Raw genomic sequence first — 21,283 nt, 5'->3', positions numbered from 1 at the left:
TCAGCCCTCCTTCGCCCGCTCGCGCAGGACGTATTTCTGCACCTTCCCGGTCGAGGTCTTCGGCAATTCGCCGAACACGATCTGGCGGGGCAGCTTGTAGGGGGCGAGCCGCTCGCGGCACCACGCGATCAGGGCGTCGGGCTCGACCGTCCGGCCCTCTTTCAGCTCCACGAAGGCGACCGGCGTCTCGCCCCACTTCTCGTCGGGCTTGGCGACGACCGCGGCGGCGGCCACCGCCGGGTGCTTGAAGAGCGCATCCTCCACCTCGATCGAGGAGATGTTCTCGCCGCCCGAGATGATGATGTCCTTCGAGCGGTCCTTGAGCTGGATGTAGCCGTCCGGGTGCTTCACCCCGAGGTCGCCGGAGCGGAACCAGCCGCCCGCGAAGGCGGCCTGCGTCGCCTTCGGGTTCTTGAGGTAGCCGCGCATCACCACGTTGCCGCGGAACATCGCCTCGCCCATCGTCTCCCCGTCGGCGGGGACCGAGTCCATCGTGTCGGGGTCGCGCACGTCGAAACCTTCGAGGACGGGGTAGCGCACGCCCTGGCGCGCCATCCGGGCGGCGCGCTCGTCCGGGGGCAGGTCGTCCCACGCCTCGTGCCACGCGTTCACGACCGCCGGGCCGTAGGTCTCGGTCAGCCCGTAGAGGTGGGTCACGTCGAAGCCCGCCTCACCCATCGCGGCAAGCACGGCCTGCGGCGGGGGTGCGGCCGCCGTCATGAAGGAGACCCGGCGGGGCAGGGGGCGCTTCTCGGAATCCGGCGCGTTGAGGAGGAGCTGCATCACGATCGGCGCGCCGCACAGATGCGTGACGTCGTGCTCGGCGAGCGCCCGGTACATCGCCCCGGCGCGAACCTGACGCAGGCAGACATGCGTGCCGGCCACCACCGAGAGCGTCCAGGGAAAGCACCAGCCGTTGCAGTGGAACATCGGCAGCGTCCAGAGATAGACGGGATGCCCGTACATGCCTCCCGTGATGACGTTGCCGAGGGAGAGGAGCGCCGCGCCGCGGTGGTGGTAGACCACGCCCTTCGGATCGCCCGTGGTGCCCGAGGTGTAGTTGAGCGAGATCGCGTCCCACTCGTCCCCCGGCATGGTCCAGTCGTGCTCGGGATCGCCCTCGGCGAGGAATGCCTCGTAGCCGATCTCGCCGAGAGCCGTGCCCTCGCCCCCGTATTCGGGGTCGTCCACGTCGATCACGAAGGGTTCGACCCCCGCCTTCTCCAGCGCCGGCCCCGCAACCTTCGAGAATTCGCGATCGGTGATGAAGATCTTGGCCTCCCCGTGGTCGAGGCAGAAGGCCAGCGCCCCCGCATCGAGCCGGGTGTTGAGCGTGTTGAGCACTGCCCCCGTCATCGGCACCCCGTAATGGCACTCGATCATCTCGGGCGTGTTCGAGAGCAGCACCGCCACGGTGTCGCCGCGCCCGATGCCCCGCGCCTTGAGCGCCGAGGCGAGGCGGCGGCTGCGGGCGTAGAGATCGGCGTAGCTGCGCCGGAGCGGCCCGTGGATCACCGCCACGTGGTCGGGGAAGACGCGCGCGGCCCGGTCGAGGTAGCTCAGCGGCGTCAGCGGCTGGAAATTGGCCGGGTTCCGGTCGAGGTCGCGGTCGTAGATCGTGTCGGCGCCCGGCTTGTCGGCGTTCGTCGTGTCGGCGGTCATGGCGTTTCTCTCCTGCCGGCACGATACCGCGCGACCGCGCCCGATCAATCGTGCGTGCGTTCGGGCGCGCCCTTCACCATTCGGCCCGCGGCACCTCCGCGCCCGTGATCTCGGCCACGATCCGCTCCCGTTCCCGCCGGCTCGGGCCGAGGCGGGCGCGGGCCGCCGCGAGCGCGGCGGCCGGGGCCTCGTCCGGATGGCCCGCGGCGAAGGGCGGGGCAGGGGCGTATTCGAGGGCGAGCTGGATTCCGTGCGCCGCCGTCTCGCCCGCGATCTCCGCCGCGAGCGCCAGGGCGAAGTCGATCCCCGCGGTGACGCCGCCGCCTGTCAGGAGCGCGCCGTCGCGCACCACGCGCTTGCGCACGGGGGTCGCCCCGAAGGCCGGCAGGAGGTCGTGCGCCGCCCAATGCGTCGTCGCCCGCCGGCCCCGCAGGAGCCCCGCCGCGCCGAGCACCAGCGCGCCCGTGCAGACGGAGGTGAGGTGGCGCGCGGTCTCCGCCTGACGGCGCAGGAAGGCGTGGAGGGTTGCGTCCCGCATCAGGGTGTTGACGCCGCTGCCGCCCGGCACGCAGACCACGTCGAGGTCGGGGCAATCGGCGAGCCGGGTCGTCGGGGCGAGCACGAGCCCGGTCGTGCTGCGCACGGGCGCGAGATCGGCCGCGACGAGATGCATCTCCGCCCCGGGCAGGGCGGCGAACACCTCGTAGGGGGCGGTGAGGTCGAGTTGCTGCACGCCGGGGAAGACGAGGAGGCCGATGCGAAGGGTCATGGGAACCTGCCGTACGGGGGCCGGCCGGCACTCTCGAACGGGCTCGCCCGGACGGCAAGCCGGGTCATTTGACATTCCGGGCCGGATCACCGACACGGCCGCCGGTCCGGGCGCGGGCGGTCTGCCCGGCCGGCCGATGCCGTTGAGCCCGCCGCGAGCCCGTGACGGGACGCCCACCACGAGACGCGCATGACGAGCCTCTCCGCCGGCCGCGTCGCCCGAAGCGCGCTCTCCGCGCCGCTGCCCGACCGGATCCTCGCCTTCGGGGCGCGCAGCCACGCCCGGGCCTGCGCCCTGCTCCTCGCCCTCTGCCTCGTCTGCTTCCTGCCGGGGCTGACCTCCCTGCAGCCGATGGACCGGGACGAGCCCCGCTTCGCCCAGGCCACGAAGCAGATGCTGGAGACGGGCGACCTCGTCGACATCCGCTTCCAGGCGGAGGCGCGCCACAAGAAGCCGGTCGGCATCTACTGGCTGCAGGCGGCCTCCGTCGCCGCGGGCGAGGCGCTCGGCGTGCCGGAGGCCCGCACCGCGATCGGCCTCTACCGCCTGCCCTCGCTCCTCGGTGCCGCGGCCTCCGTGCTGCTCGCCTATTGGGCGGCGCTCGCCTTCCTCCCGCGCCGGGGCGCCCTCCTCGCCGCCGCGCTCTTCGGCGCCTGCCTGATGCTCGCGGCCGAGGCGCACCTCGCCAAGACCGACGCGGTGCTCACGGCCACCGCGACCGCGGCCTTCGGGGCGCTCGCCCGCGCCTGGCTGCGGCGGGGGCAGGGCCCCCACGGCCCCGCCGTCTTCCTCGCCTTCTGGCTCGGGCTGGCGCTCGGCATCCTCGTCAAGGGGCCGATGGTGCCGATGTTCGTCGGCCTTGCCGCCCTCGTCCTCTCGGTCCGGGCGCGCTCCGGGCGCTGGCTTCTCGCCCTCCGCCCCGGACCCGGCCTCGCCCTCACCCTGGTCCTCGTGGTGCCCTGGTTCCTCGCCATCGCCTGGAAGAGCGGCGGCGCCTTCTTCGGGGAGGCGGTGGGCAAGGACATGCTGGGCAAGGTCGGCACCGCCAAGGAGAAGCATTGGGGGCCGCCGGGCGCCTACGCGATCGCCTTCTTCGCGACCTTCTGGCCCGGTGCGGCCTTCGCGGCGCTGAGCGTGCCCTTCGCGTGGCGCGCGCGAGGCAGCGACGCGGTCGCGCTCCTGCTGGCCTGGATCGTTCCCTCCTGGCTCGTCTTCGAGGCGGTGCCGACGAAGCTGCCGCACTACGTGCTGCCCCTGATGCCGGCGGTCGCGATCCTGACGGCGCTCGCGCTCCAGTCCGGCGCCCTCGACCCCGCCCGGCGCGGCGCGCGCGCGACGGTCGCGTTTCTCCTGCTCCTGATCCCGGTCGGCCTCACCCTCGGACTCCTCGCCGCCGGGTGGAGGCTCGACCGGACCCTGCCGCTCGCCGCGCTCCCGCTCCTCCTTGGGTCTTGCGCGCTGGCGGCGCTCGCGGTCGCGGCCTTCGCGCGCGGGGCGGCCGAGCGCGCCTGCGTGATCGCGATCCTCTCGGCCTGCCTCCTCACGCCGTCCGTGCTCGGCCTCGCCCAGCGCGCGCTGCCGGCGCTGAAGGTCTCGGGCCGCCTCGCGGCGATCCGCGACGCGCTGCCCTGCGAGAGGCCGCAGGTCGCGAGCCTCGGCTACCGCGAGCCGAGCCTCGTCTTCCTGATGGGCACAGACCTGATCATGCTCGATTCCGGATCCGACGCCCTCGCTTTCCTGGCCGGCGGCGGCTGCCGCCTCGTCCTCGTCGAGGCGCGCTTCGCGGCCGATCTCGCCGCTGCCGCGCCCGTGGCCGCGCCGCTCCCCGTACCCGTGGGGCAGGTCTCGGGCTTCAACATCAACGGCGGCAAACGGCTCGACCTGACGGCCTACGCGGTGGTGCCGTGATGGAGCGCGCGACCGTGAGCCCGTCCCCCGATCCCCGCCTCACCGTCGTGGTGCCGGTGCGTAACGAGGCCGGCAACATCGCGAGCCTCGTCGCCGAGATCGAGGCGGCCTGCGCGGGGCTGACGCCCTTCGAGGTGATCTACGTCGACGACGGCTCGACCGACGCGACGCCGGAGCGCCTCGCCGAGGCTCGCGCCGCCCGGCCCTGGCTGCGGGTGCTGCAGCACGCGGCGAGCGCCGGCCAGAGCGCGGCGGTGCGCAGCGGCGTCGCCGCGGCGCGCGCGCCCATCGTCGCGACCCTCGACGGAGACGGCCAGAACGACCCCGCCTTCATCCCGGCCCTCGTCGCGGCCCTGGAGGAGGGGGGGCCGGCGGCCGCCCTCGCGCAGGGGCAGCGCACGGGGCGCAAGGACGGACGCTTCAAGATGCTGCAATCGCGCATCGCCAACGGGGTGCGGGGCCGCATCCTGCGCGACGCCACGCGCGACACGGGCTGCGGCCTCAAGGTCTTCCGCCGCTCCGTCTACCTGCGGCTGCCCTATTTCGACGCGCTGCACCGCTTCATGCCGGCCCTCGTCGCCCGCGAGGGCTACGGCGTCGTCCACCGCGACGTGATCGACCGGCCCCGCTTCACCGGCACCTCGAATTACGGCCTGTTCGACCGGCTCTGGGTCGGGCTCCTCGACCTCGCCGGGGTCTGGTGGCTGATCCGCCGCAAGCGCCCGACGCCGGCCGTCGCCGAGGTCGTGGCACCGACAGAGGTGGGGGGGCGGCCGTGCTGATCGAGATCTCCGACCACCTGCGGGGCTATTTCTACGACGTCTTCGTCACCCGCTTCGATTTCTGGCTCGTCTTCGGCATCCTGGCACAGCTCGTCTTCGGCTCGCGCTTCATCCTGCAATGGATCGCGAGCGAGCGGGCGGGCAGGAGCGTGATGCCGCTCTCGTTCTGGTTCCTCTCGATCCTCGGCGGGCTGATGACGCTCGCCTACGGCTTCGTGCGCAAGGAGCCCGTGATCATCATCGGGCAGGGGCTCTCGACGGGGATCTACCTGCGCAACCTCGCCCTGATCTTCCGCGAGCGCGGCCGCGCTCGCGGCAGCGGAGGCGGCTGAGGTGGCGCGCGCGCCGCTCCCGCCCTTCCACGAGGATCTCGCGGCGGCGGAAGCCGAGCTCTGGCGCCTCCTCGCGGCCGGGGTCGAGCGGGGGCGCTCAGCCTTCCACACGCCGAGCCTCGCCACCGTCGATGCGGAGGGCCGGCCGCGGGTGCGCACGGTGGTGCTGCGGGCGGCCGAGCGCGCGGGCGGAACGCTGAGAATCCACTGCGACCGACGCTCGGACAAGGCGGGCGAACTCGCCGCGCGAAGCGCCTGCGCGCTGCACGCCTACGACCCGGAGACCGCGGTGCAGATCCGCATCGAGGGAACGGCCACCCTGCATACGGATGACGCGGTGGCCGACGACGCGTGGCGCGCGAGCCTGCCGATGAGCCGGGTCTGCTACGGCATCGACCCGGCCCCCGGCACGGCGCTGCCCCGCGGGGGCGCCTACGCCCTGCCGGACGCGGATGATGCGATCAACGTCGGGCGGCCCCGATTCTGTGCGCTGCTCGTGCGCGCCGAGCGGCTCGACTTCCTCTATCTCGACCGCCGCGGCCACCGTCGCGCCGGCTGGCGGCGGACGGGGGAGGGCGGCTGGACCGGAACCTGGCTCGCGCCGTGAGCCCCGCTCACCCCGCCGCCTCACCCCCCGCCACCTGCCGCAGCCGCGCGAACCCCGCCTCGAGATCGGCCTTCAGATCCTCGATGTCCTCGAGCCCGATATGGAAGCGCAGGGCGGGGCCCCCCGGCGCCCAGCGGGTCGCGGTGCGGTAGGGCGCGCAATCGAAGGGGATGACGAGGCTCTCGAATCCGCCCCAGGAGAAGCCCATCCCGAACAGTTCCAACCCGTCGAGCATGGCGGCGACCGCCGCCTCGGGCACCGGCTTCAGGATGACGCCGAACAGGCCCGAGGCCCCGGAGAAGTCCCGCGACCAGATGGCGTGGCCCGGATCCTCGGGGAGGGCCGGGTGGAGCACCCGCAGCACCTCGGGCCGCGCCTGCAGCCAGCGCGCCATCTCCAGCCCCTGGCGGCCGTGCTCCTTGAGCCGCAGGGACATGGTGCGCAGGCCGCGCAGTGCGAGGAAGATGTCCTCCGGCCCCGCGCACATGGCGAAGTGGTCGAAGGTGCGCCGCACGGCCGGGAAGTGCTTCCGGTTCGCGGAGGTCAGCCCGATCAGGAGATCCGAGCCGCCGCTGAGATACTTGGTGCCGGCCTCGACCGCAATGTCGACGCCCCGCTCGTGGGGCGGGAACAGGAGAGGCGTCGCCCAGGTGTTGTCCATGATCACCGTGCCGCCGCGCGCGTGCACGACCTCGGCGATGGCCGGCACGTCCTGCATCTCGAAGCTCTGCGAGCCCGGCGCCTCGACGAGCACGGCCTTCGTGGTGTCCCGCATCAGCGCCTCGATGCCGGTGCCGAGCGTCGGGTCGTAATACTCCACCGCGACGCCGAAGCGGGCGAGTACCCCGTCGCAGAACTGGCGGGTCGGGCGGTAGGCGGAATCGGTGACGAGCAGGTGGTCGCCCGCCGAGACGCTCGCCATCAGGGCGACCGTCAGCGCGGCGAGGCCCGAGGGCGTCACCACGGTGCCGGCCGCGCCCGAGAGCTCCGTCCAGGCGTCGGTCAGCGCGTCCATCGTGGGCGTCGCCGAGGTGCCGTAATTGTAGCGGCCGCGTCGGTGCTGGATGTCGTCGTAGGTCGGGTAGAGCACCGTCGAGCCGCGGTAGATCGGCGTGTTGACGAAGCCGTGCTGGGCCGACGGGTCGCGGCCGGCATGGACGAGGCGGGTCGCGGGCCGGAAGCGGGCGGGATCGCGGGGCGGTGTCTTCGACATGCGGGCTCGGGGCGGGATTCGAGGAAGGCTGTTGCGGCGCAACCGAAGCGCGGCGCGGGGGCCGCGGTCAAGCGCGGCGGGCCGGCGAGCGCGTCGCGGCACGCCCCGACCCGCGCGTGAAGTGATCACCTGTCGGCCGCGAAAGTGATCGTCGCGGCGACATCGGCGCGTCTTACCTGATCATCAGGAATGATTGCATCTTCCAGTTGAAATACTGGGAGAAGTTCAAGGTTCCGCCGGATCTGTGCTAGACGCGACATCGTGCCCGACGGGGCGGGACGGGGCTCCGGACCGCCCGTTCCGGCACGCCGGGCGGGACCTCGACGATGACGGCCATCTCCACCCTCACCTCCCGGGAATCCCTGCGGATCATCGAGGCGCAGGGGCTGGCCGGATCCTGGAGCTGGCATTTCGCCTCGGGCGAGCAGCGCTGGTCGGGCGGGCTCTACGCGCTCCTCGGCCTGCCGCGCGGCCTGCGGCCGGATTACGGGCTGCTGCGCGGCCTCGTGCATCCGGATGACCGGGGCCGCCTGCCCGGCGCGGCCGACCTCGCCCGCATCGGCGGCCTCGACGATTCCACCGTCCGGATCCTGCGCCGGGACGGCACGATGCGGGTGGCGGCGAGCCGGGCCGAGGGCATCCGGAGCCCGGAGGGCCGGCCCCTCGGCGTGGCCGGCGTGATGGTCGACATCACCGACACCGACCGTCTCGTCCGGGCGCGGGCCGCCGAGCAGCACCGCCGCCAAGCGCTCGCCCGCCAGGCGCGGATCTTCACCTTCACCGAGGCGGTGGTTCCCTTCGTCGAGTACGGGAGCGACTTCCTCGCCTTCACCGGCCGCAGCCGGGAGGAGCTCGCCGAGAACTGGGCCGCCCCGGCCGTGCCCGAGGACTGGGGGCGCTGGCATGCGGAGGTTCCCGACCTCTACGCGGCCGGCAGGGCCTACACGATCTCGCCGACCCTGCGGATGGCGGAGGGCGGCACGGCGCCCTTCCGCTTCACCATGGTGCCGATCCGCGACGAGGCGGGGATGGTCTGCAGCTGGACGATGATCATCGTCCCCGTCGGGGCGGCAGCCGGCCCGCCGCCGGACGCCGTCCGGCGCGGGCTCGAGGAGGGCATCGAGGGGCGCCACCTGCGTGCCGCCCGCGCCCTCCTCGACTGGTCGATGGCCGACCTCGCCCGGGCGAGCGGATTGTCCTTCTCGACGATCCGACGCCTGGAGGAGGACGGGGGCGGGGCGCCCGCCCGCTCCCACCAGCGGGCGGTCGAGACCCTGCGCCAGGCGGGGATCGGCTTCTCGCTCGTTGCCGGCAACGCCATCGCCCTGAGCCGCACCGGCTGAGCGGAGGCCTCGACCCGCACGGGTCGAGGCGGCCGATCGCGCAATTCCCGCGTGCAGAACCGCGCGCGGCGTTCCGCTTCGTTAACGGGCCGCCCCTATCCTGATCTCCTGTCGCGTATCCGGGACCGGTCTTCCCTTGCGTATCCTGCGTCTCCTCTCCGTCGGCACCGCCTTCGCCGCCTGCACGGGCATCATCGGCTTCGCCTGCGCCGACCGTCTCGCCCATCCCCTCGCGGCACCCGCCCCGATCCTCGTCCGCGCGGTCCCGCCCGAGCCGTCCGCCACCGGCTCGATCCTGCCGGCGCCGACGCCGGCGCCGCTCCCGAAGGCCGCCCCGAAACCCGCCCCCAGGATCCCGAACGGCTTCGACACCGAGCGCCTGAACGCCCTGATGCGGGGCGACCCGATCGCGCCGCAGAAGCGCTGAGCGCGCCCGCGCCTCCCGCGCGAAAACCCTGTATGGCTCCCCGCGCCCCGCGCGGCCGGCGCCCGGGGCCAGGGGAGGAACGGTGGGGCTCGTCTACGCGCTCGGCGCCTATCTGAGTTGGGGCCTCGTCGTCCCGCTGCATTTCCGGCTGCTCGGGGCCTCGAGCCCCGGCCTCATCCTCGCCCAGCGCATCGTCTGGTCGAGCCTGTTCGCCCTCGCCCTCGTTCTGCTGTGGCGGGTGCGCAGATCCGCCGCCTCGCCCATCCCCTGGCCGGCTCCCCTGCGGCCCCGCCACGCCCTCCTCGCCCTCTCGGCCGGCCTCATCGCCGTGAACTGGCTGCTCTATCTCCGCGCCGTGAACGGCGGGCACCTCCTCGATGCGAGCCTCGGCTACTACATCAACCCCCTCGTCAGCGTCGGCCTCGGCGCCCTGGTGCTGGGCGAGCGCCTGCGCCCGGTTCAGGTCGTCGCCGTCGGCATCGCCGCCCTCGGGGTGCTGATCGCCGTCGTCATGGCCGGGACGCTGCCCTGGGTGGCGCTGGCGCTCGCCGTCAGCTTCTCCCTCTACGGCCTGATCCGGAAGGTCGTCGGGGTGGACCCCACCCTCGGCTTCCTCGCCGAGACCCTGCTGCTCGTCCCCTTCGCGATCGCCTACTGGATCCTCACCCCGGAGCCGAGCCCGAGCGAGCCGGTCGCGGTCCTGCTCCTCGCGCTGACGGGCGTGACGACGGCGCTGCCGCTGATCTGGTTCGCGGCCGCCGCCGGGCGGCTGCGGCTCGCGACCCTCGGCCTGCTGCAGTACCTCGCGCCGACCTGCCTCCTCGCCCTGAGCGTCCTCGCCTTCGGCGAGCGGATCGCGCCGCATCAGGTGCCCCTGTTCGGCCTCATCTGGATCGCGCTCGCCCTCTACGCCGCCGATTCCTGGCGGGCCGCGCGGCGCGGATCCGCGAAATGAGGCGCGAAGCGGAGGGCGGGTGGCCTATATGCGGTGTTCACGGACGCGTGTGCGAGCGTCCGCCAGCCGCGTGTCGGGACGAGCGATGAGCCGAGAGGACGAGAGACCGGAGGGCGGGATCGGCGAGGCCGATTACCGAAACCTCGCTGAGGCGCTGCCCCAGCTCGCCTGGATGGCCGAGCCCGACGGCACCATCGTCTGGTACAACCGGCGCTGGTACGACTATACCGGCACGACCTTCGACGAGATGCGCGACTGGGGCTGGCGCAAGGTCCATGATCCCGATCACGTCGAGGCGGTGACCGAGCGCTACCGGGCCGCCATCGCCGCGGGCGAGCCCTGGGAGGACACCTTTCCGCTGCAGGGCCGCGACGGACGCTACCGCTGGTTCCTGTCCCAGGCCCTGCCGCACCGGGACGCGCGGGGGCGCATCCTGCGCTGGTACGGCACCAACACCGACGTCACGGGCACCCGCGCCGCGGAAGCGGGCCTGCGCCGCTCCGAGGCGAGGTTCCGGGCCCTCGTGGAGGCCTCGGCGGCGGTGATCTGGAACACGGACGCGGCGGGCGAGCTCCTGCCGCCGCAGCCCCGCTGGGCCGCCTATACGGGCCAGAGCGAGGAGGCCTACCGGGGCTGGGGCTGGGTCGACGCCGTCCACCCCGAGGACCGGGCTCACGCCGCCGAGGTCTGGGCCGCCTGCCTGGAGAGCCGGAAGCCCTACCAGGTCGAGTACCGGCTGCGCCGCGCCGACGGGCGCTGGCGCGACACCGAGGTGCGGGGCGTGCCGGTGCTGAACGAGGATGGCAGCATCCGCGAGTGGGTCGGCCTCAACGTCGACATCACCGAGCGCAAGGAGGCCGAGTCCGAGGTGGAGCGCGCCCGCGCCGCGGCGGAGGCCGCCAACCTCGCGAAGAGCCAGTTCATCGCCAACATGAGCCACGAGCTGCGCACGCCGCTCTCGGCCGTGATCGGCTATGCCGAGATGCTCGGCGAGGAACTGGAGGATCTCGGACAATCCGAGTTGCTGCCGGACCTGCGCAAGATCGAGACGGCGGCGCGCCACCTCCTCAGCCTCATCAACGACGTCCTCGACATCTCGAAGATCGAGGCCGGGCGCATGAGCGTCTCGGCCGAGACCTTCGCGGTGGCAGACCTCGTCGCGGACGTGACGGCGGCCACCGAGAGCCTCGTCGCGAAGAAGCGCAACCGCTTCGCGGCCGATCTCGGCCCCGACCTCGGGGAGATGCACCAGGACCAGACCAAGATCCGCCAGTGCCTCCTGAACCTCGTCGGCAACGCCTCGAAGTTCACCGAGGACGGCACCGTCACGCTCACCGTGCGCCGCCACCGGGAGGCGGAGGCCGACTGGCTGAGCTTCGCCGTGACCGATACCGGCATCGGGCTCACCGGGGAGCAGATCGGCCGCCTGTTCGAGCGCTTCGCGCAAGGGGACGAATCGACGACCCGCCAGTTCGGCGGCACCGGGCTCGGCCTCGCCATCACCCGCGCCTTCTGCCGGAAGATGGGGGGCGACATCGCGGTGGAGAGCGAGGCGGGCAGGGGCTCCACCTTCACGGTCCGGCTTCCCGCCACGCTGACGCCCGAGGACGCGGCCGAGGCCGAGGCCGAGGGGGCGCTGGAGCCCCCCGAGATCCCCGAGCACGAGGAGCACGACGCGGTGCTCCTCGTCGACGACGACCCGGCCGCGCGCGAGCTTCTGCAGCGCCACCTCGAGCGGGAGGGGTTCCGCGTGCGCACCGCCAATGACGGGCGCGACGGCCTGACGCTCGCCCGGGCGCTGAAGCCGCGGGCGATCCTCCTCGACATCGAGATGCCGCGCATGGACGGCTGGGCCGTGCTGCACGCGGTTCGCAACGACCCGGAGCTCGCCGGCATCCCGGTCATCATCACCTCGGTCGTGGCCGAGCAGGGGCTCGGCCAGGCGCTCGGCGCCACCGACTATCTCGTCAAGCCGGTCGACCGGGAGCGGTTGAAGACGCTGATGGAGCGCTACCGGCCGACCGGCGTCGAGGGCCGCGTCCTCGTGGTGGACGACGATGCGGATGCCCGCGCCCGCCTGCGCCGGACGCTGGCCCGCGACGGCTGGAGCGTCGCGGAGGCCGAGAACGGAGCGGCGGGGCTGGAGCGGTTCGATGCGGAGCGACCGAACCTCATCCTCCTCGACCTGATGATGCCTGAGATGGACGGGTTCGGCTTCCTGCGGGCGCTGCGGGCGCGCGCCGACGGCAACGTGCCGGTGGTGGTGCTGACCGCCAAGGAGATCACCGAGGCCGAAAAGGCGAGCCTCGCCGCCCAGGCCGACCGGGTCATCCTGAAGGGCTCGCTGAGCCTCGCCGAGATCGGCCGGCAATTGCGCGCCCTCTACGCCCGCGAGCCCGACACCCCGGTGCCGAGCGGCATGCAGGGGCTGATCGACCGGCTCGCGGAGCGGGAGGGGTGAGAGCGCCCGCACGACGGCACGACTGGACGATGCTACGCAACTTGCGTAGCATCGTTGCCCGTGTCGGTCCGGCGGGTGAGGATGATCGCGATCGAGGTCGTCCGGGACGAGAGCGATGAGTCGATCGTCGTAGCGCTCATCCGCCTGCCGCGCGGCACGCTGAAGGTCATGGCCGAAATCGGCTTCTCCGGGGGTGAGTTGCGGCTCGACGGGCTGCACGTCCACGGCATCGGGCTCGGGGCAAACGATCTCGGCTTTCACGGCCTGCGCCGCATTCTCCGGGAGGTTCTTGATGAACTCGGAATCGAATCCGCCGTCGTCAGCGGCGCCGTACGCACGACGGGTGCCGGTCCTGGACGTCTCCCGCGTCCCCTCCGGGTCACCCGCCACCGTCGCCCTGCGCGGGCGGCCCCACGGCGTTGACGCGCCGGGCCTCGCCCTGCTCCTGGCCGAGCGCGGCCTGTCTCTCCGCGCGGCGCGGATCGTGGCGACGCGGCTCTTCGACGACGGTTTCGCGGTCGCTGTCCTGCCGCGGCTCGACGACTGGGATCGGCTGCGGCGCGACCTGAATCCGCTGGAGGTCACCGTGGCGGCTTACGGACCGCCGGACCGGATCGATGTCCGCCGGCTCCGCGAGTTGCAGGGTCTGACGCAGGAGGAATTTGCCGCCGCATTCGGCCTCGACCTGTCGACGCTCCGGAACTGGGAGCAGGGCCGCTCCGAGCCGGACCGCGCGAGCCGGTCCCTGCTGCGGACCATTGCCGCGAACCCTGGCGCGATTCGGGAGGCGCTGGCGCGCGTCACCGACCAGACCCTGCCCTGAACCCGCCCTGCGACGCTGACGCCCCGTGGTGGGGCGGGAACCTTCGCGCAGCCTGGCCCCTTCCTTTTGCCGGCACGCGCGGGTCGCCCCGCCCTGGGGTGCCAGGGAGGTGTCATGAACCAGATCCTCGTCGTCGCCCTCGTCTGCGCCTCCTCGATCCAGGCCCCCGACTGCACCCGCGAGAACGCCCTCGACGTGATCACGGGGCCGGCCCACACCCTGCAGGAATGTCTCGTCCAGGGCCCGGTTCTGGCGGCCAATGCCGGGCACGGCGACGACAAGGGCAGCTACGTCAAGACGCGCTGCGAGCCGCGCCGCTAATCCGTCCGGGGCCTCGTCTCCGGAGCGGACTCGCCAAGAACGGACTGACCCATGAGCGAACTCGAGATCGACCCGGACCGGGCCGTGTCCATCCGCCTGCGGGCGCGCCTCGCCGTGGTGGAGCGCGCCGCGTGGTTCGGCCTCATCCACGCCATGCGCACGCGGCCCGCGGAGACGGAGGCCTACCTCGAATCGGAGCGGGCACGCTGTGCCGAGGGCTTCGGCCAGCGCGGCTGGGCGGGCGACCTGAACGAGGCCGAGCGGCGCCTGCTCGCCGCGGAAGTCGATGCCGGCCTCACCCAGCTGCTGGCCGACGCGAGAGAGGAGGCCGGCGGCGCCGGCTGATGCGTCACGCCCCGCCGAAGCGGTCGCGCCAGGCCGGCGGCAGGCCGAGGACGGACGGGGGCGCCCCCGGATCCGTGACGGCCGAGCCCGGCAGGCACCGCGCCGCGTGCACCCCGATCGCCACCGCCCGTGCGAGGGTCGCCGCGGCCGCATCCCCGAGCCGCGCGAGATCGACGACCGGGTCCGCGAGCGGCACCCGGCCCGTCGCCGCCGCGAAGACGGTGTCGCCGTCGAGCGGCGTGTGAACGGGGTTGAGGGCCCGGGCGAGGCCGGTCTGGGCGGCCACCGCGAGGCGCCTCGCCTGCGCCTTCGTCAGCACGGCGTCGGTCGCCACCAGCGCCAGCGTCGTGTTGGCGCCGGGCAGCGCGCGCGCCGGAAAGGCGAGGGCCTCGTCCGGCACCCGGGCCGGGAAGCCGAGGCCGCCGAACTCCCCGTCCTGCTCGAAGGGCGCCGCCCAGAAATGCGGGCCGTCCCCCACGGTCGCCCGGCCGAAGGCGTTGACCGCCACCAGTGCTCCCACCGTGAGGTCCGTGCCCGCCACCCGCGCCGAGGCCGAGCCGAGGCCGCCCTTGAGATTCGCCGTCCGCGCGCCGGTGCCGGCGCCGACCGAGCCGAGGGCGAAATCCTCGCCCGCATCGCGCGCCGCCGCGTAGCCGAACTCCCGGTAGGGCGGGTAGCGCCCCCAATCCTTGTCGCCGCCGTTGAGGAGGTCGAACAGGACCGCCCCCGGCACGATCGGCACCCGCACGGGGCCGACCGGGAAGCCCCGCCCGGTCTCGGCGAGCCACGCGACGACGCCCGCCGCCGCGTCGAGCCCGAAGGCGGAGCCCCCGGAGAGCACGAGGGCGTCGATGCAGGCGACCGTGCGCTCCGGGTCGAGGAGGTCGGTCTCGCGGGTGCCGGGGCCGCCGCCCCGCACGTCGACGGCGGCCACCACTGGGCTCGCGAACAGGATCGCGGTCGTGCCGCTCGCGAGATTCGGATCGCCCGCATGGCCGACGCGGATGCCGGGGATGTCGGTGATGCGGTTGCGGGTCATGGCGGCCTCCGGTCGGGCAGAGCATCGCATGCGGCCCCCGCCCGGCGCGAGGCCATGCCGACGGTAAGTTAGAAGTCCTAGGTCTTATGACCTAGGTGAATTGTCATAGGAGTGTGGTCATAGGAACGCTTGCGCGCCCTGATTCGGAGGGCGCATAACCCGCTCCAACCTGTGGACGCGCCGATCCCGGCCGGAAACGCCGCCGCCTCGCGCGTGTTAGGGTCCGCCCCCCTGCGGTCGGAGCCGCGGGCGGGTTTTTCGGTCGCGGCGCAGCCGGAGCGGTGATGGCATCGAGCATCGAGATGGGGGTGACCCTCGGGGCGGGGCCGGGTGCTCCGGAGCCGGCGCGGCTCGACCTGGAGGAACTCCTCGCCACCCGCCTCCTCGTCCAGGGCAATTCGGGCTCGGGCAAGTCGCATCTCCTGCGCCGGCTCCTGGAGCAGAGCGCGGGCCAGGTGCAGCAGGTGGTGATCGATCCGGAGGGCGACTTCGTCACCCTGTCCGACGCCTACGGCCACGTGGTGGTGGACGGCGCCCACGCGGAATCCGACCTCCAGTCCATCGCCGCACGCGTGCGTGCGCACCGGGTCTCGGTGGTTCTGAACCTCGAGAGCCTCGACATGGAGGCGCAGATGCGCGCCTGCGCCGCCTTCCTGGGCGGCCTGTTCGAGGCCGAGCGCGAGCATTGGTACCCCGTCCTCGTGGTGGTGGACGAGGCGCAGATCTTCGCGCCCGCCGCGGCCGGCGACGTCTCGGACGAGGCCCGCAAGGTCTCGCTCGGCGCGATGACGAACCTGATGTGCCGCGGGCGCAAGCGGGGCTTGGCCGGCATCGTCGCCACGCAGCGCCTCGCCAAGCTCGCCAAGAACGTCGCGGCCGAGGCCACGAACTTCCTGATGGGCCGCACTTTCCTCGACATCGACATGGCGCGGGCCGCCGACCTCCTCGGCCTCGACCGGCGCGGCGCCGAGCGCTTCCGCGATCTCGCCCGCGGCGAGTTCGTGGCGCTCGGGCCGGCGCTGAGCCGGCGCCCGCTGGCGCTCCGGATCGGCTCCGTGGCGACGGGCTCCCGCGCGGGCTCCCCGAAGCTCGTGCCGCTGCCCCAGCCCGGCGAGGCGGACCTGCGGGCCCTGATCCTGACCCCCGCCGAGGGCGAGGCCGGCCCCGTGCTGCGCGAGCGCGCCCCGCGGCTGGCGCCCCAGCCCCGGGTCAGCCCGACCGACCTGATGCGGGAATTGAGCGCCTATCGCCCCGAGCCGGCCGCGCCCGCCCCCGCCCTCGACGCGGCCGAGAACAGAGCGGGGTGCGACGCCGTGCTGCGCGGCCTCGTCGCGGATCCGGAGGCGCGGGGCCAGCCCGTCGCGGTCGTCTACCAGGATTTCCTCGTGCGCTGCCGGATGCGCGGGCTCGATGGCGAGAGCGTCGGCCTGCCCGCCTTTCGGCGGGCCCTCAGCGTCGCCCGGGCCGGCCTCGATTCGCCGGAGATCGAGGCCGATGCGGACGAGCGCTGGACGCAGGCGCAATCGGTCGCCGCGACCATGCCCGAGGAGGTCCAGGGCCTGTTTCTGCTCCTGGCCCGCGCCGCGCTGGGGAGCGAGCCCTGCCCGGGCGATGCAGCGCTCGCGCGGGCGATCGGCAGCCGCTCGCCGGGGCGGGCGCGTCGCCTCCTCGGCTACGTCGAGGGCCGCGGCGCCATCGTCTGCCGCAACGATTACCGCGGCAACCGCATCGTCGCCCTGCCGGCGCTCGGTTGCGAGACGGCACCCGGCGACCCGAAGGCGGCGGATGGGGAGGCCGAGCCCGCGCCGGCCGAGGGGTGGGGTTTGTTCGCGGCGGAGTGAGGCGCCGCCCACCGTCCCGGCCGCGGGGCGGGACCCGCGCCGTCAGGCGCCTTCGAGGGCGCTGAGGCGCACGAGTTCGGGAATCAGAAGGGCGGCCGAATCCTCCACCGTGCGATCCTGCGTCGGGATGACGAGGTCGGGCCGCTCCGGCGCCTCGTAGGGGGCGGAGATGCCGGTGAAGTCGGCGATCTTGCCCGCCCGCGCCCGGTCGTAGAGCCCCTTCGGATCGCGCGCCTCGCAGACCGCGAGGGGCGTGTCGATGAAGATCTCGAGGAAGGGCACGTCCCCTGCGATCACCCGGGCCGCGTCGCGCTCGGAGCGGAACGGCGAGATCAGGGAGACGATGGTGATCAGGCCGGTCTCCGCCATCAGGCGCGCGGCCTCCGCGGCGCGGCGGATGTTCTCGGCGCGGTCGTGGGCGCTGAAGCCGAGATCGCGGTTGAGGCCGAGCCGCAGGTTGTCGCCGTCGAGCACCATCGTGGAGCGCCCCCGCGCCGTCAGCGCCCGGTCGACGGCGCTCGCGATGCTCGACTTGCCGGCCCCCGACAGGCCGGTGAACCATGCGATCACGGGTTTCTGGCCGAGGCAGGCCCAGCGGTTCTCGCGCGGCTGAAGGGCGTGGCGAGTCAGGTTGCGGTTCGAGGAAACCTCAGTGCTCTCAAGACGTTCGAGCGCATGGTCTTGATCGGCACGAACAACGGATAGGTCAGGCCGATTGTTTCCGGTTTGTATCCGGAATTTGTCCGCATTGCGAGGTTGGGAAACCTTGCTCGAACTCGGGACGTGCATGCAAAAACGCTCCGGTGAGACGATTCTACCCTCGCCGGATTATGGTGTAGGGGAATTTTTCTAGGATTGAAACCGTCGCGTGATAAGGCGTTTCAATACCAACCTGTGCGTGTTGCGGCCGAGCCGCAGGGCCCGGCTCCCGGGCGTCAGCGCGGAGCCTCCGCTTCGCGCCCGAGAACGGCCCCGGGGCTCTCCGCGACAATGTGCGGGATCGGGCGTGGGCGGCCCTCCTCGTCGATGGCGACGAAGGTCAGCGTCGCCTCGGTCACCTTCTCGCGCACCTGCGTGCAGAAGCGGCGGGCCCAGGCCTCCACCTCGATCTTCATCGAGGTGCGCCCGACGCTCGCCACCCGGGTATAGACGCAGAGCACGTCCCCGACGCGGACCGGGCGGATGAAGGTCATCGCGTCGAGTGCCACGGTGACGACCCGGCCCTGCGCCCGGTCGACGCCCGCGATGCCGCCCGCCTGGTCCATCTGCGAGAGCACCCAACCCCCGAAGATGTCGCCGTTGGCGTTGGTGTCGGCGGGCATCGCGATGGTGCGCACCGTCAGGTCGCCGCGGGGCTCCGCCACCGTCTCGTTCGTCCGCCCGTCCATGCCTGTCCGTCCTCCCCTGTCCGACGCATCCTGGCCCTCAGGGCATCACACCGGCAAGCTTCAGGCCGGCCGCGGCGATCACCGCCAGCGCGCAGACGACGCATTCGAGGGGGATGACCTGCCAGAGCTCGGGCCGGCGCGCCGCGGAGGCATCGGGCGCGAGGCGGTCGAGGAGTGGCGGCGGGGTCTTCGGCGGAACCGCGCGGGTGGCCGTGTCTTTCATCGGGCTTCCTCCCGGGCGGCCCGATCTGACGCCGGCCGTCCCGTGCCCGCAGGATACCAAAAAATCGAAGCGCGGGCAGCCGCAGCCGCGGCACCCACGAAAAAACCCGGCGGCTCGGGCGGAGCCGCCGGGTTCGCGAGACGCCGGAAGGGCGCGTCGGTGCGATCAGTAATAGAACCGGCGCGGGCCGTAGAAGCGGCGCGGACCGTAGAAGCGGCGGCCGTAATAGGGGCGGGGGCCGTAGAAGCGGCGGCCGTAATAGGGGCGGGGGCCATAGAAGCGGCGGCCGTAATAGGGGCGGCGGTAGAAGTACTGCGTCTTCTCCGCGATCGCGGGCGCCGCCTCGCTCGGCAGGGCGAGTGCCGGGCCCATGGGCGCGGCGGAGGCTCCCTGAGGTGCCGCGGCGGCGAAGCCGAGGGCCAGCAGGGCGGCCAGGACGAATTTCCTCAGCACGTTCACAACTCCTTGGTGTGTCGGCGGATGGTCAGGCGAGCCGGTTCGAGCCCGGGTCAGCGGCCCGGGAGCCCGGACGCTTCCAACGCACGAACTGCCCGAACCGTTTCGCACGGAACGTCGCGCCGCGCGCGGGTCCGATCCGGTCAGGGTTTCGGGGCGATGAATCGAAGGGTCAGGCGATCTTCGTCGTCATGTCGACGGTCGAGGCGCCGCCGCTCGTCTTCACGAGGGCGATCCCGTGCTCGCAATCTTCGCGGCGGCCGTAGCCTTCCGCCGAGTCCGCGATCACGTTGCCGTTCTGCACCCGCAGGCGCCAGCGCCAGAGGCCCTGCGCGTCCCGGTAGAGTTCGAAGCGCATCTGCTCCTCCCGCATCGATCCGCGGGGGGAGATGGGGCGCCTGACAGGCTCGGCAATACGCCGCGCCCGTTCGGATCGGCCTCACACCCGGATCGGGCAGGCCCGATCCGGATAAGTAGGCGTCGGCGTCACCGCCTTAGGAGCGGGGCGAGCGCTCCAGCCAGCCGATGGCGCGGCCCTCGCCGCCGCCCGTATTGCGGGGCCGGTTGCCGGGACGCTGAGGACGGCCCTCGGAGCCGCGCTCGGGCCGAGCCTGATGCTCGGGGCGGCCCTGGTTCGGCCGGTGCTCGCCGCGACGCTCGTTGCGCGCGTCCGGGTTGCGGCCCTCCTGCGGCCGGCCGCCGAAGGCGGGACGCCCGCCCGGGCGATGGTCGGCCCGCTGGGCTTGCGGGCGCTGGCCCTGGGGCCGCTGCTGCCCCTGCGGACGCTGGCCCTGACGCTGGCCCGGCCGGGCACCGCGCTGGTCAGGACGGCGCTCCTCGGAGGCGGCGATCTCGGCGGCCTCCTGGCGGGTCGGGGGCACGAAGCCCTCGGGGAAGCCCCCGACCGGCACCTTCTGGCGGGTCAGGCGCTCGATGTCGCGCAGATACGCCTTCTCCTCGTCGTTGCAGAAGGAGATGGCGAGGCCGTCGGCGCCGGCCCGGGCCGTGCGGCCGATCCGGTGGACGTAGGATTCCGGCACGTTCGGCAGGTCGAAATTGACGACGTGGGTCACGCCCTCGACGTCGATGCCGCGCGCGGCGATGTCGGTCGCGACAAGCACCCGGCAGGAGCCGTCGCGGAAGGCGGCGAGCGCCCGCTCACGCTGGGGCTGGGATTTGTTGCCGTGGATCGCCGCTCCGGCGATGCCGGCCTTGTCGAGGCCGCGCACGACGCGGTCCGCCCCGTGCTTGGTGCGGGTGAAGACGAGCACCCGCTCGATCTTCGGGTCGCGCAGGATGTGGGCGAGCAGCGCCTGCTTGGCGCCGGTGTGGGCGAAGATGACCTGCTGCTCGACGCGCTCGGCCGTGGTGGCGACCGGCGTCACCGCGACCTGGACCGGGTCGGTCAGGTACTGCTCGGCCAATCCGGCGATGTTCTTCGGCATGGTGGCCGAGAAGAACAGGCTCTGGCGCTTGCCCGGCAGCATCCGCACGATGCGCTTCAGGGCGTGGATGAAGCCGAGGTCGAGCATCTGGTCGGCCTCGTCGAGGACGAGGATCTCGACGCCCTCCAGCGTCAGGGAGCGGCGTTCGATCAGGTCGATCAGGCGGCCCGGGGTGGCGACGAGGATGTCGACGCCGGGCGCCAGCGCCCGCTCCTGGCGGCTGATGGTGACGCCGCCGAACACCACCGTGTTCGTGTAGGGCAGGTGGCGGCCGTAATCGGAGAAGGATTCGGCGATCTGGTTGGCGAGCTCGCGGGTCGGCGAGAGCACCAGAACCCGGCAGCCGCGGCGCGGGGCGCGGCGATCCGAGAGGGAGAGGCGGTGCAGGATCGGCAGCGCGAAGGCTGCGGTCTTGCCGGTGCCGGTCTGGGCGATGCCGCAGAGGTCGCGGCCCTGCATGGCAGGGGGGATCGCCTGCGCCTGGATCGGCGTGGGGGATTGGTAGCCGGCCTCGTCGAGGGCCCGCAGCACGGGCTGGGCGAGGCCGAAATCGGTGAACTGGGTCAAGGGGAAACTTTCAGGGCAGCGGATCCCGGGCCGTGCGCGCTCGCGCCGGCCCCGGCTGCCGTCAGCGGCAGGTTCGATCCGTTGGCAGGAGGCCGCCCGCGTGATGGGGCAGCCCGGGTGCATGCACGTATGAAGAGAGGGGCCGGACCGTGCGAGCGCGTCGCCGCGGCCGCCCCATCCGTCACGCAGCCCTCTCAAGCGGATCCGATACGGCCGCTGACGCTGCATCTGCGATATGGCTGTGTGCGGGTGCGAAGTCAATTGCCTGCCGGCCGGCGCCTCGCTGGGGTCCAAGGCACGACCCCTGCAGACGCGGACCTCCCATGCAGCGCGCGCCGGCCCTCCGCACCAGCCTGAGACAGACGCGCCCCGGCCC

23 protein-coding genes are annotated in these 21,283 nt (G+C 72.9%); 13 read left to right on the top strand and 10 right to left on the bottom strand.

Annotated features, from left to right (window positions below; translation table 11 throughout):
- Together E1J50_RS09330 and E1J50_RS09325 are read right to left on the bottom strand one after the other, a co-directional pair.
- Entirely contained in the window at positions 1–1,662 is a 1,662-nt protein-coding gene (locus tag E1J50_RS09330; protein ID WP_132252777.1) for an acyl-CoA synthetase, read from the bottom strand.
- Positions 1,663–1,735: 73 nt separating this feature from the next.
- Positions 1,736–2,431 carry a DJ-1/PfpI family protein gene (locus E1J50_RS09325; protein ID WP_132252774.1) on the bottom strand — a complete coding sequence of 232 codons (696 nt, stop codon included), beginning with the start codon at positions 2,429–2,431 and terminating at the stop codon, positions 1,736–1,738.
- A gap of 189 nt (positions 2,432–2,620) precedes the next feature.
- Here E1J50_RS09325 and E1J50_RS09320 point away from each other — a divergent pair, with 189 nt between their 5' ends.
- From E1J50_RS09320 to E1J50_RS09305, 4 genes are read left to right on the top strand one after another with little or no spacing between them, the layout of a single operon-like run.
- Complete coding sequence (locus E1J50_RS09320) at positions 2,621–4,339, top strand: ArnT family glycosyltransferase (RefSeq protein ID WP_132252772.1); 1,719 nt, start codon at positions 2,621–2,623, stop codon at positions 4,337–4,339.
- 14 nt (positions 4,340–4,353) lie between these two features.
- The gene (locus E1J50_RS09315; RefSeq protein WP_405029814.1) at positions 4,354–5,121 is read left to right on the top strand and encodes a glycosyltransferase family 2 protein; all 768 of its coding nucleotides are present in this window, start codon (positions 4,354–4,356) and stop codon (positions 5,119–5,121) included.
- The gene (locus E1J50_RS09310) at positions 5,115–5,453 is read left to right on the top strand and encodes a lipid-A-disaccharide synthase N-terminal domain-containing protein (protein ID WP_132252767.1); all 339 of its coding nucleotides are present in this window, start codon (positions 5,115–5,117) and stop codon (positions 5,451–5,453) included. Before E1J50_RS09315 ends, E1J50_RS09310 begins: the two co-directional genes overlap by 7 nt.
- A 1-nt stretch (position 5,454) precedes the next feature.
- Positions 5,455–6,060, top strand: a complete 606-nt coding sequence (locus E1J50_RS09305) for a pyridoxamine 5'-phosphate oxidase family protein (RefSeq protein WP_132252765.1) — start codon at positions 5,455–5,457, stop codon at positions 6,058–6,060.
- Between the two features lie 7 nt (positions 6,061–6,067).
- Here E1J50_RS09305 and metC read toward each other — a convergent pair whose 3' ends face one another.
- On the bottom strand, positions 6,068–7,273 hold the full coding sequence (gene metC / locus E1J50_RS09300) for a cystathionine beta-lyase (RefSeq protein ID WP_132252763.1): 1,206 nt from the start codon (positions 7,271–7,273) through the stop codon (positions 6,068–6,070).
- A 326-nt stretch (positions 7,274–7,599) separates the two neighbouring features.
- Between metC and E1J50_RS09295 the strand changes: the two genes are divergently transcribed.
- The 8 genes from E1J50_RS09295 to E1J50_RS09265 all read left to right on the top strand — a co-directional run bounded on the left by E1J50_RS09295 (position 7,600) and on the right by E1J50_RS09265 (position 13,948).
- Positions 7,600–8,616: a helix-turn-helix domain-containing protein gene (locus tag E1J50_RS09295; RefSeq protein WP_132252761.1), complete on the top strand. Its 1,017-nt coding sequence runs from the start codon at positions 7,600–7,602 to the stop codon at positions 8,614–8,616.
- Positions 8,617–8,752: 136 nt separating this feature from the next.
- On the top strand, positions 8,753–9,043 hold the full coding sequence (locus E1J50_RS09290; protein WP_132252759.1) for a hypothetical protein: 291 nt from the start codon (positions 8,753–8,755) through the stop codon (positions 9,041–9,043).
- A gap of 82 nt (positions 9,044–9,125) precedes the next feature.
- Positions 9,126–9,998, top strand: a complete 873-nt coding sequence (gene rarD, locus E1J50_RS09285; RefSeq protein ID WP_132252757.1) for an EamA family transporter RarD — start codon at positions 9,126–9,128, stop codon at positions 9,996–9,998.
- A gap of 85 nt (positions 9,999–10,083) precedes the next feature.
- Entirely contained in the window at positions 10,084–12,459 is a 2,376-nt protein-coding gene (locus tag E1J50_RS09280) for a hybrid sensor histidine kinase/response regulator (RefSeq protein WP_132252755.1), read from the top strand.
- An 81-nt stretch (positions 12,460–12,540) separates the two neighbouring features.
- The gene (locus E1J50_RS27785; RefSeq protein WP_207919176.1) at positions 12,541–12,882 is read left to right on the top strand and encodes a hypothetical protein; all 342 of its coding nucleotides are present in this window, start codon (positions 12,541–12,543) and stop codon (positions 12,880–12,882) included.
- Positions 12,883–12,943: 61 nt separating this feature from the next.
- A complete protein-coding gene (locus E1J50_RS27780) occupies positions 12,944–13,282 on the top strand; it encodes a helix-turn-helix domain-containing protein (RefSeq protein ID WP_207919175.1) in 339 nt (112 codons plus the stop codon).
- A gap of 114 nt (positions 13,283–13,396) precedes the next feature.
- Positions 13,397–13,603 (top strand): hypothetical protein, encoded by a 207-nt coding sequence (locus E1J50_RS09270; protein WP_132252751.1) that lies wholly within the window; start codon positions 13,397–13,399, stop codon positions 13,601–13,603.
- A 51-nt stretch (positions 13,604–13,654) separates the two neighbouring features.
- A complete protein-coding gene (locus E1J50_RS09265; protein ID WP_132252749.1) occupies positions 13,655–13,948 on the top strand; it encodes a hypothetical protein in 294 nt (97 codons plus the stop codon).
- A gap of 4 nt (positions 13,949–13,952) precedes the next feature.
- On the opposite strand, the gene E1J50_RS09260 is transcribed toward E1J50_RS09265, so the two are convergent.
- Positions 13,953–14,987: a P1 family peptidase gene (locus E1J50_RS09260; protein ID WP_132252747.1), complete on the bottom strand. Its 1,035-nt coding sequence runs from the start codon at positions 14,985–14,987 to the stop codon at positions 13,953–13,955.
- A gap of 284 nt (positions 14,988–15,271) precedes the next feature.
- Between E1J50_RS09260 and E1J50_RS09255 the strand changes: the two genes are divergently transcribed.
- Positions 15,272–16,828 (top strand): ATP-binding protein, encoded by a 1,557-nt coding sequence (locus E1J50_RS09255; protein WP_132252745.1) that lies wholly within the window; start codon positions 15,272–15,274, stop codon positions 16,826–16,828.
- A gap of 42 nt (positions 16,829–16,870) precedes the next feature.
- Here E1J50_RS09255 and cysC read toward each other — a convergent pair whose 3' ends face one another.
- The 6 genes from cysC to E1J50_RS09225 form a co-directional block, all read right to left on the bottom strand.
- Positions 16,871–17,458 (bottom strand): adenylyl-sulfate kinase, encoded by a 588-nt coding sequence (gene cysC / locus E1J50_RS09250; protein WP_281024554.1) that lies wholly within the window; start codon positions 17,456–17,458, stop codon positions 16,871–16,873.
- Between the two features lie 305 nt (positions 17,459–17,763).
- Positions 17,764–18,216 (bottom strand): acyl-CoA thioesterase, encoded by a 453-nt coding sequence (locus tag E1J50_RS09245; protein WP_132252740.1) that lies wholly within the window; start codon positions 18,214–18,216, stop codon positions 17,764–17,766.
- A 37-nt stretch (positions 18,217–18,253) separates the two neighbouring features.
- A complete protein-coding gene (locus E1J50_RS09240) occupies positions 18,254–18,439 on the bottom strand; it encodes a hypothetical protein (RefSeq protein ID WP_132252738.1) in 186 nt (61 codons plus the stop codon).
- 165 nt (positions 18,440–18,604) lie between these two features.
- Positions 18,605–18,892, bottom strand: coding sequence for a hypothetical protein (locus tag E1J50_RS09235; protein WP_132252736.1), 288 nt, complete (start codon positions 18,890–18,892; stop codon positions 18,605–18,607).
- A 175-nt stretch (positions 18,893–19,067) separates the two neighbouring features.
- The gene (locus E1J50_RS09230; protein ID WP_132252734.1) at positions 19,068–19,253 is read right to left on the bottom strand and encodes a YegP family protein; all 186 of its coding nucleotides are present in this window, start codon (positions 19,251–19,253) and stop codon (positions 19,068–19,070) included.
- A 136-nt stretch (positions 19,254–19,389) separates the two neighbouring features.
- Positions 19,390–20,907, bottom strand: a complete 1,518-nt coding sequence (locus E1J50_RS09225) for a DEAD/DEAH box helicase (protein ID WP_132252732.1) — start codon at positions 20,905–20,907, stop codon at positions 19,390–19,392.
- Positions 20,908–21,283 lie beyond the last annotated feature (376 nt).

The sequence above is a fragment of the Methylobacterium segetis genome, from assembly GCF_004348265.1.
Taxonomy (GTDB): Bacteria; Pseudomonadota; Alphaproteobacteria; order Rhizobiales; family Beijerinckiaceae; genus Methylobacterium; species Methylobacterium segetis.
This window is presented reverse-complemented; position numbering and strand designations above follow the sequence as displayed.

What these genes read in the sequence shown, in the direction of transcription:
- E1J50_RS09330 (WP_132252777.1), bottom strand. Translation starts at nt 1,662, where the DNA reads ATGACCGCCGACACGACGAACGCCGACAAGCCGGGCGCCGACACGATC.
- E1J50_RS09325 (WP_132252774.1), bottom strand. Translation starts at nt 2,431, where the DNA reads ATGACCCTTCGCATCGGCCTCCTCGTCTTCCCCGGCGTGCAGCAACTC.
- E1J50_RS09320 (WP_132252772.1), top strand. Translation starts at nt 2,621, where the DNA reads ATGACGAGCCTCTCCGCCGGCCGCGTCGCCCGAAGCGCGCTCTCCGCG.
- metC (WP_132252763.1), bottom strand. Translation starts at nt 7,273, where the DNA reads ATGTCGAAGACACCGCCCCGCGATCCCGCCCGCTTCCGGCCCGCGACC.
- E1J50_RS09295 (WP_132252761.1), top strand. Translation starts at nt 7,600, where the DNA reads ATGACGGCCATCTCCACCCTCACCTCCCGGGAATCCCTGCGGATCATC.
- E1J50_RS09280 (WP_132252755.1), top strand. Translation starts at nt 10,084, where the DNA reads ATGAGCCGAGAGGACGAGAGACCGGAGGGCGGGATCGGCGAGGCCGAT.
- E1J50_RS27785 (WP_207919176.1), top strand. Translation starts at nt 12,541, where the DNA reads ATGATCGCGATCGAGGTCGTCCGGGACGAGAGCGATGAGTCGATCGTC.
- E1J50_RS09270 (WP_132252751.1), top strand. Translation starts at nt 13,397, where the DNA reads ATGAACCAGATCCTCGTCGTCGCCCTCGTCTGCGCCTCCTCGATCCAG.
- E1J50_RS09265 (WP_132252749.1), top strand. Translation starts at nt 13,655, where the DNA reads ATGAGCGAACTCGAGATCGACCCGGACCGGGCCGTGTCCATCCGCCTG.
- E1J50_RS09260 (WP_132252747.1), bottom strand. Translation starts at nt 14,987, where the DNA reads ATGACCCGCAACCGCATCACCGACATCCCCGGCATCCGCGTCGGCCAT.
- E1J50_RS09255 (WP_132252745.1), top strand. Translation starts at nt 15,272, where the DNA reads ATGGCATCGAGCATCGAGATGGGGGTGACCCTCGGGGCGGGGCCGGGT.
- E1J50_RS09245 (WP_132252740.1), bottom strand. Translation starts at nt 18,216, where the DNA reads ATGGACGGGCGGACGAACGAGACGGTGGCGGAGCCCCGCGGCGACCTG.
- E1J50_RS09240 (WP_132252738.1), bottom strand. Translation starts at nt 18,439, where the DNA reads ATGAAAGACACGGCCACCCGCGCGGTTCCGCCGAAGACCCCGCCGCCA.
- E1J50_RS09230 (WP_132252734.1), bottom strand. Translation starts at nt 19,253, where the DNA reads ATGCGCTTCGAACTCTACCGGGACGCGCAGGGCCTCTGGCGCTGGCGC.